The organism is Candidatus Chryseobacterium colombiense (genome assembly GCA_029203185.1).
GTDB lineage: Bacteria > Bacteroidota > Bacteroidia > Flavobacteriales > Weeksellaceae > Chryseobacterium > Chryseobacterium colombiense.
Map to the genome: position 1 here is coordinate 2,547,600 of CP119310.1, position 17,507 is coordinate 2,565,106.

8 protein-coding genes are annotated in these 17,507 nt (G+C 36.1%); all 8 read left to right on the forward strand.

Annotated elements, in window-relative coordinates; all coding sequences use genetic code 11:
• The first annotated feature begins 13 nt into the window (after positions 1-13).
• The 8 genes from tsf (at position 14) to P0Y62_11405 (ending at position 17,494) form a co-directional block, all read left to right on the forward strand.
• Positions 14-838, forward strand: a complete 825-nt coding sequence (gene tsf / locus P0Y62_11370) for a translation elongation factor Ts (GenBank protein ID WEK68459.1) — start codon at positions 14-16, stop codon at positions 836-838.
• 196 nt (positions 839-1,034) lie between these two features.
• The gene (locus tag P0Y62_11375) at positions 1,035-4,388 is read left to right on the forward strand and encodes a gliding motility-associated C-terminal domain-containing protein (GenBank protein WEK68460.1); all 3,354 of its coding nucleotides are present in this window, start codon (positions 1,035-1,037) and stop codon (positions 4,386-4,388) included.
• Between the two features lie 184 nt (positions 4,389-4,572).
• On the forward strand, positions 4,573-6,024 hold the full coding sequence (locus tag P0Y62_11380) for a T9SS type A sorting domain-containing protein (GenBank protein WEK68461.1): 1,452 nt from the start codon (positions 4,573-4,575) through the stop codon (positions 6,022-6,024).
• A gap of 320 nt (positions 6,025-6,344) precedes the next feature.
• Entirely contained in the window at positions 6,345-9,188 is a 2,844-nt protein-coding gene (locus tag P0Y62_11385; protein ID WEK68462.1) for a gliding motility-associated C-terminal domain-containing protein, read from the forward strand.
• A gap of 137 nt (positions 9,189-9,325) precedes the next feature.
• A complete protein-coding gene (locus P0Y62_11390) occupies positions 9,326-12,166 on the forward strand; it encodes a gliding motility-associated C-terminal domain-containing protein (protein ID WEK68463.1) in 2,841 nt (946 codons plus the stop codon).
• Positions 12,167-12,282: 116 nt separating this feature from the next.
• Positions 12,283-15,687: a T9SS type B sorting domain-containing protein gene (locus P0Y62_11395; protein ID WEK68464.1), complete on the forward strand. Its 3,405-nt coding sequence runs from the start codon at positions 12,283-12,285 to the stop codon at positions 15,685-15,687.
• Between the two features lie 126 nt (positions 15,688-15,813).
• The gene (locus P0Y62_11400) at positions 15,814-16,602 is read left to right on the forward strand and encodes a hypothetical protein (GenBank protein WEK68465.1); all 789 of its coding nucleotides are present in this window, start codon (positions 15,814-15,816) and stop codon (positions 16,600-16,602) included.
• A 115-nt stretch (positions 16,603-16,717) separates the two neighbouring features.
• Positions 16,718-17,494: a hypothetical protein gene (locus tag P0Y62_11405; GenBank protein ID WEK68466.1), complete on the forward strand. Its 777-nt coding sequence runs from the start codon at positions 16,718-16,720 to the stop codon at positions 17,492-17,494.
• Positions 17,495-17,507: the final 13 nt, after the last annotated feature.

Sequence of the window (17,507 nt, forward strand, 5' to 3'; positions counted from 1 at the left end):
AATAATAGATATTATGTCTTATACACCAGCTGCTGCAGACGTAGCAAAATTAAGAAACCAAACAGGTGCAGGTATGATGGACTGCAAGAAAGCTCTAGTTGAAGCTGAAGGAGACTTCGAAAAAGCGGTAGACATCCTTAGAAAAAAAGGACAAAAAGTCGCTGCTAACAGAGCTGACAGAGAATCTACTGAAGGTGCGGTAATCGCAAGAGTAAATGAAGATAACACTTTAGGTGCTATTATTTCATTAAACTGCGAGACTGACTTCGTTGGTAAAAACGAAGCTTTCATCGAGCTAGCTTACGAATTAGCTGAAATGGCAATCTTCGCTGCTACTAAAGAAGAATTGTTGGCTACAGATTTCCACGGAATGACTGTTGCTGATAAATTAATTGAGCAAACAGGTGTTATCGGTGAAAAAATCGAGATCGGTACATTCGAAAGAATCGAAGGACCATTCCTAGGAGCTTACATCCACGCTGGAAACAAAATCGCTGCAATCACTTCGCTTTCTGCAAAAGTAGACGGAGCTGACGAAGTTGCAAAATCTGTTTCTATGCAGGCTGCTGCAATGAACCCAATCGCTCTTGACGAAACTAAAGTTTCTCAGGAAACTATCGATAAAGAATTGGAAATTGAAAGACACAAACTTACTGAAGAAGGTAAGCCTGCGAACATCATCGACAATATCTTGAAAGGTAAAATGCAGAGATTCTACAAAGACAACACTTTGGTACACCAGGATTTCATCAAAGACAGCTCTATTTCAGTTGCTGACTATGTGAAGTCTGTAAATGCTGATCTTAAAGTAACAGGATTTATCAGAGTTAGTTTATAATCTTTTTAAGATTTAAAATATGGGTCCCGGTGATTTTTTTCATCGGGATTTTTTTTATTTCACAATTACATGATTTTATTATTTATTAAATAATCATTAAATATTTAATAATATCAACCATCCCAACAATCACAGTTGAAATTTTATGTAAAAAATTGATTTTTAATACTTACATTTGCATCCCTTATTGAAAAAAATGAAAAAATTTCTATTAACCATTTGTACATTTCTTTGTTTATTCTTTAATGCTCAGCTTGATACAGATCATTGGTTTGCTCCAATGGCTTCAAAAGCAGGTTCAAGCGGACTGAGCGGTTATTTATATCTGTCAACCAACGAAACCACTCCGTTTCCTGTACAGATTTATAATAATAACACACTCTTTACTACCGTACAGGTAAGCAAAGGAAATCCGGTTCAGGTAAGCATTCCGAATAATTTTCTGATTACAACCAATCAAACACTCTTATTTACTCCCAATTCTATGGGAATGTATGTAAAAGGTTCAAAAAAATTCTTTGCCAATTATCGGTTTTCTTTACAAAATCATGCTGAAATTATCACCTCAAAAGGTTTAGCCGGATTAGGAACCAAATTTTACGCGGGAGTAGCACCTATGACAGGTACAGCTAATTATGTAAATGCTACCATAGGGATTACTGCAACTGAAGACAATACTTCGGTAGTAGTTTCAGGATACAACTCCAACGTTGTTTTTTCTGATGGAAGCTCCTCTCCTACTAAAACATTTACGCTCAACAAAGGACAGTCTTATATTTTAGATGCAGTAAGTTCGGACTCACCCTATAATTTAGTTGGTCTTGTAGGAGCTAAAATAGAATCTACAAAACCTATTTCTGTTACCAATGGAAATTTCAACGGGATATATACCAATTTAAATTCCACCAACAATGATGTTCTTATGGACCAGGCTGTTCCCGTAGACAGATTAGGAAAGGATTTCGTATTGGTAAAAGGTAATGGAAATATTATTTATCAAATGGAAACGGCTCTTTTGATTGCCACTCAAGATAATACCCAAATTTCATTAAACGGAGTAAACACCGGAATCACTCTGAATGCAGGGCAATATTTTATGGTTCCGAGCAGTAATTACATCAACCAGGGTAATGGAAATTATAATATGGGAATTTCCACTACCAAAAATGTGTATGTCTATCAATTATTAGCAGGAATCACGGGAAGCTCTTCTGTCAATGAATATGCGACCGGTGGTATGAATTTCATCCCTCCTCTAAGTTGTTTTATGCCTAATAAAGTTGACGAAATTGGATTTATCAACCAAATTGGAGCCCAAACCTACAACACAAAACTTAACATCATTACCCAAACAGGAGCAACGGTAACATACAACAATAATCCTATTGCAGCCGCAAACGGTCCTTATCCTGTAACAGGAAACCCGAACTGGGTAACCTACTCTATTCCGAATGTTTCAGGAACTATTACGGTAAGTTCTACCAAATCTGTAACGGCCGGAATTGCTGCAGGAAGTGGAGCAGTAGGATACGGAGGGTATTTTGCAGGTTTTTCATCGGTTCCGGTAATTTCTAAGACAGGAGATTGTTATTTAGGGATCTTATTACAGGTGGATAATACCTATGACAGCTATCAGTGGTATCTTAACGGTAATATTATTGCAGGAGCAACTTCTTATTCTATCAATCCTGAATTATATGGAGCTGGAAACTACACTTGTTTAGTTACAAAAAACAATTGCGAATCCAGGCTGACCACTGTATATAATTACACACTTTGCCCTCCAATCACAACGACAACCTACAATATCGGATCTTGTAATACGAAAACGATTATTCCTGCGTTTACGAACTCTACACAAAATATAGTTCCTGCAAATACGGCGATTATTTCTGCCCCAACTTCAGGAACAGCCACTGTGAATCCTACAACAGGTCAAATCACTTATACTCCTAATGCCGGATTAACAGCAAATACAACAGATTCTTTTATCTACTATATACAAGGAAACGGTAACCCTGCAGATTTTGAATATTTTAAAATTATTATCAATACCAATGTATTACAGGTAAACAATGCTTCGTTGTCTTCTTGTGCAGATGCAAACGGAAACGGAACATTCAACCTTACTACAGCTAACGTATCTTCTGATCCCGGAATTACTGTTACTTATTTTACCAATGCTAACCTGACAGGACAAATTACAACTCCAGCAACCTATACAGGACCTGCCGGAACAGTGTATGCTAATGTCACTTCGCAGTATGGGTGTTCAAAGGTAGCACAGATTGCTTTAACCATCAATCCTTCTCCTAATATTAATACGGCTAATTTTAACGCTACATTATGTGATGATAATTTTGACGGAATCGTCAATGTAAACTTTGCGAATATCACACCACAAATCGTTAATAACTCAGCCAGCTTTACTGTAAGATATTATTTGGTTCAGGCAGATGCCAATGCAGGAAATGCCAATACACTCCCTACAAACTGGACATACACCACCAACACTACAGTTTATGTAAGAGTAGATGCCCCTACGGGAACATGTACAACGGCTTTTGGCCAAATCAATTTTAAAGTCGGCAACAGGCTTACCTTACTTAATAACAATATCAGTGTTGATATTTGTGATAATAATCTTGACGGCTCTGAAACAGCCAATTTGAATGATTATAAAAATCAGTTTACAGCAGATCCATCCGTAACTTTAAGTTTTCATTCTACTTTAGCTGATGCACAAAATGGTGTTAATGCCATCCCTGCATCCCAGGTTATTACTTCTGCGAACACATTCTATATTAGATTCCAAAGTTCTACAGAATGTCCGAATACTGCAGTTTTAAATATTAAGTTAAAATCACCAAAAAAATCAGGTACACTTACTGACCAAGTTATCTGTTCAAACGAAAAAGCAACACTTAATGCCGGAACAGGTTTCACATCATATCTTTGGAGTACAGGAGCAAATACTCAAAGTATTACAGTCGGAACGGGTACTTACTATGTAGATTTAGGATTTAATGGATGTGTTTATCGCCAAACGGTAAATGTCACAACCGCACAGGCTCCAACGATAACAAGAATTGAAACCTCAGGCCCTACAGCTACTATTTATGTTACCGGAGGAACTCCTCCTTACCAGTATTCTTTAAATGGAATTGATTATCAAACCTCCAATATTTTCACCGGATTATCAAGAGGTCCACATAAAGTTTATGTACTGGGGAAAGACGGATGCCAACCGACAATAAAAGATTTCCTGATTATAAATCTTATCAATGCCATTACTCCAAACGGAGACGGTCATAATGATTCTTTAAATTATTCAGATTTAAGAATTAAACAAAATGTTTCCATTGAAGTGGTGGACAGATACGGCGCACTTGTTTATAAATCATCAGACAATAATTATATCTGGGATGGAAAATCAGGAGGAAGAGTACTTCCTACCGGAACTTACTGGTATATTTTAAAATGGACTGAGCCGGATACTAAATTGCCTGTTTCCTACTCGGGATGGATATTGATAAAAAACAGACAATAATTATTCGAATAACCTATAACATCATAACAGCTTCCTTGGAGGCTGTTTTTTTATTCAAATCATTCATAAAACACTATCCATAGCAATAATAAATGGAAAATCAAGATAAAACTAAATTCCAATTAATTATTTCACTAAATGAAGATATTTTCATATTTTTAAAAACTAAATTCAAAATTTAACCATGAAAAAAACAATTTTATTCTTGTTTCTGACATTTATAATGTCTTTGAATGCTTTGAGAGCACAAAACGGAGGATCCGACTACATTATTGTCTTAGATAATGGAAGCTCTATGTCAACACAACGTTTTACATCAATGAAGCTGGGAGCTACCAAACTGATTCAGCAGTTATTGTCATGTAACCCTTTAAACAGAGTAGCTGTAGTACATTATGGTACTGGAATTTACAATGCAAGCAATACCAGCTATAGCCCGAAAATCTACATCGAGTCTGATTTCTCAAACAATACTTTTACGACACTGCAGATTGAGAGGAGGCTTGATAACGGAGACCATTTTCATGAAGCCCTGGCTATTATTGGCAATGCCCTGGATGGAGTTTCCAATACAGAAATTGTAAGCCCGCAGACAACATTAAACAACGATCCTTCGAATCCATTAAAAGTAGTATTATTTGCCGATGCTGAAAGGAATACAGGAAACCTAAGCTTTGGTTCTTACCTTGTCAACTACGATTACCCTACTCCCAACATGCCTGAAGCTTTTAAATATGTAACCGATTTTAAAATTAATAGAAATGCAAAGTTTGCGGTCATCCATATAAGTCCAGACACCCCAGCTACAGAAGCTGCAGCATCTATTTCTAGCCAGGGAGGATCTTACAGCGGAACCGTGGAAACAAATATTGACGATCCCGATTACGGATCCCCAACAAGACTTTACTTCCCAAGAACAAGCTTCGATATGTCTTCATCAGAAGTCGATTACTGGGCACGTTTAGCAACTCAGATTTGTGATACTTCAGGATGGGGAGGTGTCAATTTTAAATATGAACCCAATGGATGTGGAACAGACTTGGTTCAAACCATTTCCGGAAGCTATTCATTACCAGCCGGAGCCACTTTTTCACAGTTTAAATTAGTGGCAAGAGATATTGTTACAGGTCAGGATTATGGGGTTAATTTTAATCCGACAATGACATCTCCTACCGATTTTTATTATGCGCTACAACCTTCGGATTTCAGTTTTCCAGGAATTACAGATGCTAAATTTGTATTTATTTTGGGATTTCAGTATAATTATCAAGGAGGTACTTATGATGTGGCAAGCTGGAACGGATATCCTTATTTTGACTATGATCTTTTACTGACTACATTACCTAATTGCGGAATGAGACAGGCCACACCTTCTGCTTTAGCAATCAATGAAAACTCAATACAGATTACTCCCAACCCTACAAGCGGTGCCATTAAAGTTATTTTAGATCAAAAGAAGATTGAATCTGGAAAAGTTCAAATCATAGATCTTAGCGGAAAAACAGTATATAGTAAAGAATTTAGAGCGCAAAATACTGTAGACATTGATATTCACTCACAAAAAGAAGGCGTGTATATTATAAAAATAGTCTCTGATAAAAATGAAGTATTCGTGGAAAAGGTGATCAAGAAATAGGTATATTATTAAAATAAATTGATATCAATCTAATAAAATTCAAATCCGGGGAAATATTTCTCCGGTTTTTTTGTCAAAATTCATATATATATTAATGCAAAAAGCAAATTAAAAATACAGAAAAAGAACTTGGAAAAGTCTTTTAATACAGCTAATCATCAAAAAAAAGACTTTCATAGTCCGCAAAGAAAAACAACACTTTTCATTTTCCATATAAATTTCAATAAAAATCTGAATATTATTTTTAATTATTATTTATTATTCATAAACAATATTCAAAATAATATTTTAATTTTGTAAAAATCCTAATTCCAACAACTATGAAAAGATTTCTATTCTCTTTCGTATTATTGTTTTTTACATTTAATACCATCTTTGCCCAAAAAGATACAGAGCATTGGATTGCTCCTTATTTTGTTAATACAAGTGTGGGGAGTTTTACAAATACTTTATACGTATCCTCAGACTCAGCGACACCATTTGATGTAAAGGTATATACTAATGATGCGAATGGAGTTCAAACATTATTAACCACACTTAGTGTCAGCAAAAACAATCCTAAAACTTATACTGTTGCCGCCAATGTAATATATACAACTTCAAGTTCTGAAGCAGGAGTTCCTATTCAAAAAGGATTGTACCTACAAGGAACAAAACCTTTTTTCTGCAGTTTAAGAGCAGCACAAAGCGCTCATGGTGAAATTGTAACATCAAAAGGAAAAGCCGGAATTGGAACAAAGTTTTATGCAGCAGCTGCTCCTATTACCTATAGCAGTGCAACTCTAATGGACTTTACAACCGGAGTTATGGCAACTGAAAACGGGACTACTGTTACTGTTACCGGATATGACCCAGGTATAACTTTTATAAACAATTCCAGTACTTCCGGGACTTTTACTTTTAACCTAGAAAAAGGACAGTCTTACCTGATTGCCGGAATTGGAAACACCCCAGCAAATAATACCGGGTTTATTGGTGCAAAAATCACATCCAACAAGCCCATTACCATTACTAATGGAAATGCAAATGCGATGTATGCTACAGGAAGTTTAACTTCAGGATCGGATCTTATTTTAGATCAGTCGGTACCAACTGAACGACTTGGAAATGAATTTGCTATGGTTCGAAGTTTGTCTCCTGCCACTTCGTATGATATGGAGGGAGGAATAGTAATTGCTACGGAAAACAACACTCAAGTTTATCTTAATGATGTTGCAACCCCTGTAGCAACTCTTAATGAAGGACAGTATTATAGAATATTAGATAATTCATATATCAATCAAGGTAATGGACATTACAATATATATGTCCGTGCCTCAAAAAATGTTTACTTATATCAATTGGTAGGATCTACAAGTACAGCCACCGGAGGTTATAATTACATCCCTCCATTAAACTGTTTTTTGCCTAGAAAAATTGATGAAATAGGTAAAATCAACGAAATGCCGGGCTCATCAGGCCCTATTACTTTAAAGCTTAACATCCTTACTGAGGCAGGAGCAACCGTTACATACAGTATTGATGGTGGGGCTCCAATAACACCAACCGCTGCACAAGGGCCTTACAATCTTACAGGGAATACCAATTGGGTAACCTATGCTATTGATGGAATTACCGGTAACCTGGCAATCCAATCCAATAAAGCGGTGACTGCAGGTATTAACGGAGGATATAGTTCCGCAGGATATGGTGGATATTTTGCAGGATTCTCATCAATACCGGTTATCTCTAAAAAGACAGGAGAATGTGCACCGGGTATTATATTGGAAGTAGATCCCGGATACGATTCATATCAATGGTATTGGAATGGCAATATTATTCCTGGAGCAACATCAAATACTTACGCTCCATTAGTTGGAGGAAATTACACCGTTCGAGTAACAATGGGTGCTTGTCAACCTGTAGTAACAATTGCTTATAAAGTTTTTTCATGTTTAAAGCAAACTTCAAAAACTGATGAAACCTGCGGTACAAAAATTATACAACCTACATTTACCACATCTACACAAACGCCAGTTGCTAGTACAGTAACTATCATTACACCTCCTGCTCATGGTACAGCTGTAGTCAATTCAAACGGTACTATCAGTTACACTCCTACTTCAGGATTTGCAGGAACGGATGTATTGGTATATAAATTCTGCGGAAATGATCCTGAATTTGTAGACTGTGAACAGGTTACCCACAGCATTAAAATCGTCCCTCTTATTGGAAAAGAACCAACTATCACAGCTTGCCAGTACGATACTGATCCTACAGCATTGTTTGATCTTACTACGGCAAACGTTACCGACTACCCTTCTCCGGTTACAAAAAAATATTATCCTACTCTTAATGATTTAAATACAAATAATAACGAAATCACTGAGCCTAAAAAATATGCTTCAGCAGGAGGATATGCCTATGTTAAAATAACTGCTGATGGAGGATGTAATGGAACAGCAAAAATTAAATTAGTTCCAATTCCTGTTAAAAGATCTGCAATTTTGGTTGATAAGTTTATTTGTATTGACAGTAGAACATCTCTTGACGCAGGAGCAGGATACGACAGCTACCAATGGAACACAGGGGCTACAACCTCTTCTATCCAGGGAGTTCCTGTAGGAGAATACACAGTCATTCTTGAACACAACGGATGTTTCTTGAAACAGACCGTACATGTGAAAAAAGCTCAGGATCCGGTAATTACTAAAATTGAAATTACAAACAATACTGCTACTGTAATTGTTAGCGGAGGAGTTACTCCTTATAAATATTCCGTAGATGGAATTACTACATGGCAAGACTCGAATGTATTCACAAACCTATCAAGAGGACAGCATACTTTCTACGTGAAAGATGCTTACAGCTGTACTCCTATTTCTGTGGAAGTAACTGTACCTAATTTAATCAATGCCATCACTCCTAATGGAGACAATGTAAATGATTATATTGACTATAGTGAGCTCGCCTACAAGGAAAATCTTTCATTTGTCATCTACGACAGATATGGCAATAAAATCTTCACTGGAGATAAATTCAATAATTATCGTTGGGATGGGAAAGGTTCTGGTAAAAAAGTGGTAACAGGTACATACTGGTATCATATTAACTGGAACGAGCCGAATAAAGCTAAAACTCCAATACAATATTCAGGTTGGATCCTTGTTAAAAACAGAGAATAATTTTTAAAACTATATTTAAAGCCACAATTTTAAAAGATTGTGGCTTTTTTATTATTTCTTTATCATATTTTCTTTTATTTTTTTCAAAACATATCAAATATTCTTTTAATTTTGCAAAAATCCTAATTCTAACGTTTATGAAAAAATTTCTACTCAGCTTGGTATTGATTTTATTTTCAATTAATACTATATATGCGCAGAGAGATACTGAACACTGGATAGCGCCATATTTTGACGTTTCAAGCAGTAGCTATAACAATAGACTTTATCTCTCAACAGATTCCACAACCCCTTTTGATGTAACTATTTACAACAATAATCTTGCTTTAGGAACTGTTACGATCAGTAAAGGAGCTCCAAACACGTATCTTTTACCTGCCAACACGATTGTTGCCACCGCAGATTCCGATGCTTACTCCGTGATCAACAAAGGTGTCTATTTAAAAGGGACAAAACCATTTTATTGCTCTTTAAGAAGCGCAATAAGTTCTCACGGAGAAATTGTAACTTCAAAAGGCAAAGCGGGGATTGGAACTAAATTTTATGCTGCAGCGACGCCAATTGTTAATAGCTCGTATAATTTCACTACAGGAATAATGGCTACCGAAGATAATACGAAAGTAACGGTATCTGGCTATAATCCGAATATACAGTTCACCAACCAAACAGCTCCCCCTTTGACGACTACTTTTGTTTTAAACAAAGGACAGTCTTTCATTTTTACAGGGAAGGGAGGTACAGTACCTAATAATAGTGGTTTTATCGGCGCAAAAATTGTTTCAGACAAACCCATTACTGTAACCAATGGAAACTCCAATGGGAACTTTGGAACCAGTGCGAATAGTGGTTCCGACCTTATTCTGGATCAGTCGGTACCAACAAATAGACTTGGTAATACCTTTGCTATGGTCAAAACGAGATCTACTCTTCCTTCTAACAATATGGAGGGTGCTATTGTTGTGGCAACAGAAAATAATACCGACCTCTATGTAAATGGTAGTACAACACCACTTGCCACTTTAAACGAAGGAGGTTGGTACAGAATTAATGAAACCAATTACGTAAATCAAGGAAATGGACATTCTAATATGTTTATCAGTACTACAAAAAATGTTTATATCTACCAGTTGGTTGGTGTAGGGGCTGCTGATAATACAGGAGGATATAACTATATACCTCCATTGAACTGTTTTTTACCTCGTAAGATTGACGAGATTGGAAAAATAAACGAAATGCCTGTAACTGGGCCAAGCACTGTATATAGTGATTTACTTGTAAAACTAAATATTCTTACAGAAGCCGGTGCAACTGTTTCTTATACTGTAAATGGTGGGGCTCCAACGACACCAACTGCCGCACAAGGTCCATATCCACTTACAGGAAATACAAACTGGGTAACATATGCCATTACAGGTATTGTAGGAAATGTAGCTGTTACATCTAATAAAGCCGTAACCGCAGGAGTGAATGGAGGATATAGTACAGCCGGATATGGAGGATACTTCGCAGGGTTCTCTTCAATTCCTCTTATTTCTAAAACAACAGGAGATTGTATTCCTGGTATCAAATTGGAAGTAGATGACAGCTACGATACATACCAATGGTTTTTTAATGGAAATCCCATCCCTGGAGCCAATGGAAATTCATACACCCCAACACAAGGAGGTGATTATACTGTAAAGATTACTATCGGTAGTTGTCCACCAGAAACAACCCCAGTCTTCAAGGTATTCACTTGTTTGACAAAGTCCACAAAAACAATGAACGTTTGTGATATTTCGCAGACTGTTGTTCCGCAATTTACTGTTTCGACACAGACATATAATCCAAGTTCTGTAACTATTATTACTCCTCCAGCAAATGGTATTGCAACAATAAACCCAGTAACCGGTGTTATTAACTACACTCCAAATGTTAACTTCGTAGGAACTGATACTGTTGTATATAAATTCTGTGGAATAGCTCCTGAATTTGTAGATTGTGAACAAGTAACTTTAACATTTAATGTTTCTGAACTTCCTGTCGTAACAGATGCAACATTGAGAACTTGTTTCTTGGAAAGTAATACAGCTACGGGAGAATTCAACTTAACAATTGCTCCAGTAACTGTACAGACAGGTGTAACAAAAAAATACTATCCTTCACTTACAGATGCCCAAAACGGAACCAATGAAATTTTAACTCCAGATCACTACATTGCTCCAAATGGTGTTGCATTTGTAAGAGTAACAAACGCAAACGGATGTTATAGAATTGCTAAAATTACACTTGTTGTATTCCCTCCTACTAAATCTACAGTATTAACTGATAAGATTATCTGTATGGAAAATAAAACCACATTGGATGCAGGTCCTAATTTCGACGGATATCAGTGGAGCACAGGGGCAACAACACAAACAATATCTGATGTTACTGTAGGTACATACTGGGTAAAACTAAAAACAGGAGACTGTTGGACAAAACAAACGGTAAAAGTTTACGCCTCTGAGCAACCTGTAATTTCAAGCGTTGACATTGCTACAACTACAGTTACTGTATATGCAACAGGAGGAGCAGCGCCATATAAATATTCTATGGATAACGTTAGCTGGCAAGATTCTAATGTCTTTACAAACGTTCCTAGAGGAAGCGGAATGGTATATATAAAAGACGCATATAATTGTAATCCTATTTCTGTAGAAATTACAATACCTAATATTGTCAATGTAATTACTCCGAATAATGATGGTGTAAACGATGTTTTAGATTACTCTGAATTAGGACATAAATCAAATCTGGTAATCGACATCTTTGACAGATACGGAACTAAAATTTACCAGGCAAACAAAGCCAACGGATACAAATGGGACGGAACAACCAACGGAAGCAAGAAAGTTTCTACTGGAAGTTACTGGTTCAGCGTAAGTTGGAATGAGCCAAATGCTAAACAAACTCCGATTAAATATTCCGGATGGATTTTAGTTAAAAACAGAGAGTAAATATTACTTATATTAAAATTTATTAAAAACCACGATTTGAAATCGTGGTTTTTTTATTGTTTTTTCAAGCTAATACTACTTTTTATTATTAAATTTGTGTCAAAAGCCATCCTTGAATGAGAAAAATTCTATCTTTTTTATTTATATTTTTCATTTCCATGTCTACTTTTGCACAGCTAGACAGAGAACATTGGTTTGCGCCTATGATGGATAGAACAGGAAATCCGAATCCCTATCAAAAGCTTTACTTATCCACCAATCGTACTACTCCATTCCCTGTAAATATTTATAATAATAATATTTTAATTGGCACCGTAACAATCAGTAAAAACAATCCTCAGAAGTTTGATGTTCTTAGGGATTATATTATCACAACTCTACAAACTGATCTTTTTACTCCCACGACTAAAGGTCTATATTTAAAAGCAGATTTTCCTTTTTATGCTAACTTGAGATTTTCTGTTTTCAATCACGCTGAAATCATCACTTCGAAAGGGATACCTTCTACCGGAAAAACTTTTTATGCGGCAAACGCTCCTATTACCGTAAGTAATAATATTCTAAACTTCATGACAAGTGTTTTAGCAACTGAAGACAATACGACAGTTACTATTTCAGGATATAAATCGACCGTTCAGTTTTCGAATGGAACAACCGGGCTTACTAATCCCACCATGACCTTTACTTTAAACAAAGGAAAATCTTTCATCATTGATGGTATAGGAGATATTGCAGGAAATTTTGATGGTTTTATAGGAGCAAAAATTGTTGCCAACAAAGCGATCAATGTAACCAATGGTAATTTCAACGGGCAGTATGCAGGCAACTATCCTTCAAGCTCAGATATTTTGATGGATCAGGCTGTACCTGTTGAAAGATTGGGAACCGAATTTGCCTTAGTTAAAGGAAACGGGAGCATTGGATCCAATATGGAAACAGCTTTAGTCATAGCTACGGAAGACAATACCCAAATTTATGTAAACAATGAAATTCCCCCTATTGCCACATTAAATACGGGACAATATTATGTAATTCCTGACACCAAATATATTTTGCAGGGAAACAATCATTACAACTTATATATAAAAACCACGAAAAACGCTTATGTCTATCAAATGCTTGCCGGAGATTCAGCATCCGGAAGCGAAGTTGCAACCGGTGGTTTTAATTTTATTCCTGCTTTAAACTGTTACTTACCTAAACAAATCAACGAAATCGGTTTTATTGACGAAAACTTTGTGCTTTCAAATAATAATCCTACCGGAATCTTAAACATTCCTACCAAATTAAATCTGATTACCCAAAAAGGAGCGGTTGTAACTGTAAATGGCAATACCCCTCCAGCCAATACGGGACCTTTTAATATGACAGGAACCACGAACTGGGTAACCTACGGAATACCAAATACCACAGGAACCATTACCGTTGTTTCCAATAAAGCAATTACTGCGGGAATCAATGCAGGAAGTGATGCAGTAGGATATGGCGGTTTTTTTGCAGGATTCCCTACACAGCCGGTTATTCTACAAGCCGGAGCTGGTTGTGCACCTGGTATTCAGCTTACTGTTGATCCTCTGATCTATGACAGCTATCAATGGTATCGAAACGGGAGTATAATTCCTGGAGCGACAAACTCTACATACAATCCTACTCAAGCTGGATTTTATACCTGTTCTGTAACTATGGGAAGCTGCGCCCCTTTAATTTCTAATGAGATTAAAGTTTTAAATTGTACAAAACAAAGTACTTCTACTTATAATGTTTGTAATACCCAGACAATAACTCCGGCTTTTACAACATCAACCCAAACTCCTGTTCCTTCTACCGTATCAATAGTCACTCCACCTTCTCTTGGTACTGCGACGATTAATCCAACAACAGGAGTGATAACTTATACCCCAAACAACCCAGGAACATTAACTGGCACGGATACATTCACCTATACATTTTGTGGAAATGACACTGTTTTTCCGGATTGTGAAACGGTTACAGTCACTATTCATTTAGAAGCACTTACAACCAATAACGCAACAATTTATGCATGTAATATAAACAATCAGGGGACTTTCAACCTGACTTCTGCCAATGTAAGCAGCAATTCCCCTATTACAGTTACTTACTATCCGACTTTAGCAGATGCTCAAACTGAAAATCCCGCCGCACTTATTACCTCTACTACAGCTTACACTGCAGCAAATGGTACTATTGTCTACGCTGTCGTAAAAAATAATAACGGATGTAAAAGTATTGCTCAAATCACTTTAAACCTTTATAATCTTGCAGTAATAGCTCCTAATTATTCAGGAGTTTTCTGTGATGATAATTTTGACGGTATTGTTACCATCAACCTAATAAACATTACTCCAATTGTTCTTAATAACCCTACCTATTTTACCAATGTAAGATATTATGCAAATATTACGGATGCTAATGCAGGAAATTCAAATACCCTTCCTAATAGCTGGAGCTACACAACAAATACTACAATTTACATCCGGGTAGATTCACCGAACGGATGTGCAGCAGTAGTACAACCATTAAACTTCTCTATTGGGCAACCTATCCAATTATTAACAGATCGTGTTACGACAAGTATTTGTGATGAAGATCTGGATGGCAGCAAGCAGGTAAACCTATTACCTTTTATCCCTCAATTTACAACAGATCCCGGCGTTACCTATACTTTCCACAGCAATTTGCAGGATGCACAAAACGGTACAACTCCAATCAATAGTACTATAAGTCTTTCGGGAACCCAAACTATTTACATAAGATTTGAAAAAAGCGGAGTTTGCCCTGCTATAGGAAAAATAATTATTACGATTAAGACACCAAAAAAATCTGACATTTTATTAGATCAGATCATCTGTGCAAAAACAACCACGACCTTAGATGCAGGTTCAGGCTTCGAGTCCTACGTTTGGAGCACAGGAGCTACAACAACATACATTTCCGATGTTCCTGTTGGAAATTATTGGGTAGATCTTACTTATAATGGTTGTGTTTACAGACAATATGTAAATGTTACAGAAGCTCAGCTTCCGTCAATTCTTTCCATCGATATCAACGGAACAACAGTTACTATAAATGTAGGAGGCGGCTTTCCTCCTTACCAATATTCTTTGGATGGTATCAACTGGCAAAGCTCCAATGTTTTCTATAATGTAGCACGAGGCTCCTACGTGGTATATGTAAGAGATTCTAAAAGCTGTCAAATGGTAGAAAAACCTTTTGTAGTTGTAAAGCTCATCAATACCATCACACCAAGCGGAGATGGATATAATGACCAGATCAATTACTCCGGACTTTCCGATAAAACTAATTTTGAGTTTAGAATTTTTGACCGATATGGTGCCGAAGTTTTCAGAGGAACACCTACCAACAATTATACTTGGGACGGAAGAATGGGAGGAAGAAATGTTCCGACTGCAACCTATTGGTATTTTATCAGTTGGATAGAATCCGGGCTCACTCCCACTACCGTAAAATATACAAGCTGGCTTTTAGTGAAACACAGATAAAAATTTAAAAAAACATATTTATAACAATCATTAACAGTTTTATATTAAAGTTTAATATACTTTAACCCGTTTTTGTAATCTATAAAGTGATAAATTGGCGTATTTCTATGTAATTTTGCCAATTATATGAAGAAACTAATTACTTTAATTTTTTTGATTTTTTTAGCTAAAATCAATGCCCAGCTTTTCTCCGGGGAAGTTTTTTTAAGAGACAATTCTATTTTGTATCTCAATCAGGTATATGTAACCAATCTTACCACCCAAAAAACAGTACTTACTAACTATAATGGTAATTTCAATATTGAAGCTAAGCTGGGAGATGTAATTCGTTTTACCTCAATTATAACAGAAAGAAAAGATTTTAAAGTTACTGAGCAAATGTTGGGAGGCAAGAATCTGATCGAACTTAAGATAGCCTATTATGACATTCAGGAAGTGCTTATCAGCAGATTCAAGCCTACAGGTAATCTTAGGTATGATGTAAATGCGATAAGGAAAGAAGACAAAAGCCTTGCTCTAAAAAAAGTAATTGGGTTACCTACTCCTAAAGGCGATGGTACTTCACCCGAACTTCCGGTTGCCGGTTTGAGAGATGGTGGACTTACATTCAGCCTGGAAAGTATTTATGATATCCTTTCAGGGGACCGCAAGAAAAAGCAGCGTTATTTAGCATATGAAAGAATGAACTCTTCCATTACTCAGATTAAAAATTATTTAGGAAAGGATTATTTTGTAAAGTTTAAAATTCCTGAAAATTTAATTGATAATTTCTTACAGTTCGTTTATACATCAGAAAATGTAGAGCCTTATGTGTTGGCAGGAAACTTCGAAGCCATAAAAATACCTATTGAAAAATATCTTCCTATTTATCAAAAAAGGCTAAAAAGTTCGCATCTGCAGGAGATCGCAAAATAAAAAGTTTTTAAATTTACTTTTTTGAAATAGAGATTGTTTTTAAAATATTTATAATTTTATAACCTGTTTAATGATTAAAGATTCATTGATTACGAGTCCAAAAGCATATATTTTCATGAAGAATTTACTTTTTTTATTGACTGCCCTATTATGTATTAATCTTTCTGCACAAAGCAAAGACAAAGATTATAGTAACATTTTAAAAAGTAGAAACATCTATGAGCTTAATGCTTTCTTGCGGGATGCCCATCCTGATGAACCCCGTCGTTCTATCATAAAACCAAGAGTAATGCAGCTGATGAAGGAATATATACAAAACGCTGCTCCGGGAGATCCAAAAGTAAAAACGATGCAGGAAAACCTGGCACTTTTAAAAAGACGCCCTTCTACAAAGATTACTTTTGATGAAATGAATGCAAAAATAAAGGAAAAGCAAATTGCAAAATATAGAGCAGAGCTAGCTTCGGGAGTATCATCAGTAAAATACACTCCGAGTACTGCTCAAAATGTGTATGTAGCCAATACTGCAGCTACAACGACGAAAGCAGCAATTCCGAATACTGAAGCCGATGAATTCAATATGCTTATGGCCAGTAATCCTGACGAGCATAAAAATAAAACAGTTAAAATATTAAATTCATTATTCGACAATGATCCTAATGCTAAAGAATGTATTGTGATGATTGAGAACAATTCTGACTGTAATATTATCGTAAGGATGGAAGGTGTTGGAAATACCAAATATCGACTTGCCGTACCTGCACACGGAGATAATTCCGTTGTAATTGAGAAAGGAAATTATCTGTTTACAAGCTTGGTTTGCGGAGCACAATATGCATCACAGAAAACTGTTCAAAAACCAATAATGGTTGCCTTAAGCAATCCTAAATAATACGCAAAAAGTC

Excerpts from the sequence above, each read along its gene's own strand:
- tsf (WEK68459.1), top strand. The coding sequence starts at position 14 with ATGTCTTATACACCAGCTGCTGCAGACGTAGCAAAATTAAGAAACCAA.
- P0Y62_11375 (WEK68460.1), top strand. The coding sequence starts at position 1,035 with ATGAAAAAATTTCTATTAACCATTTGTACATTTCTTTGTTTATTCTTT.
- P0Y62_11380 (WEK68461.1), top strand. The coding sequence starts at position 4,573 with ATGAAAAAAACAATTTTATTCTTGTTTCTGACATTTATAATGTCTTTG.
- P0Y62_11385 (WEK68462.1), top strand. The coding sequence starts at position 6,345 with ATGAAAAGATTTCTATTCTCTTTCGTATTATTGTTTTTTACATTTAAT.
- P0Y62_11390 (WEK68463.1), top strand. The coding sequence starts at position 9,326 with ATGAAAAAATTTCTACTCAGCTTGGTATTGATTTTATTTTCAATTAAT.
- P0Y62_11395 (WEK68464.1), top strand. The coding sequence starts at position 12,283 with ATGAGAAAAATTCTATCTTTTTTATTTATATTTTTCATTTCCATGTCT.
- P0Y62_11400 (WEK68465.1), top strand. The coding sequence starts at position 15,814 with ATGAAGAAACTAATTACTTTAATTTTTTTGATTTTTTTAGCTAAAATC.
- P0Y62_11405 (WEK68466.1), top strand. The coding sequence starts at position 16,718 with ATGAAGAATTTACTTTTTTTATTGACTGCCCTATTATGTATTAATCTT.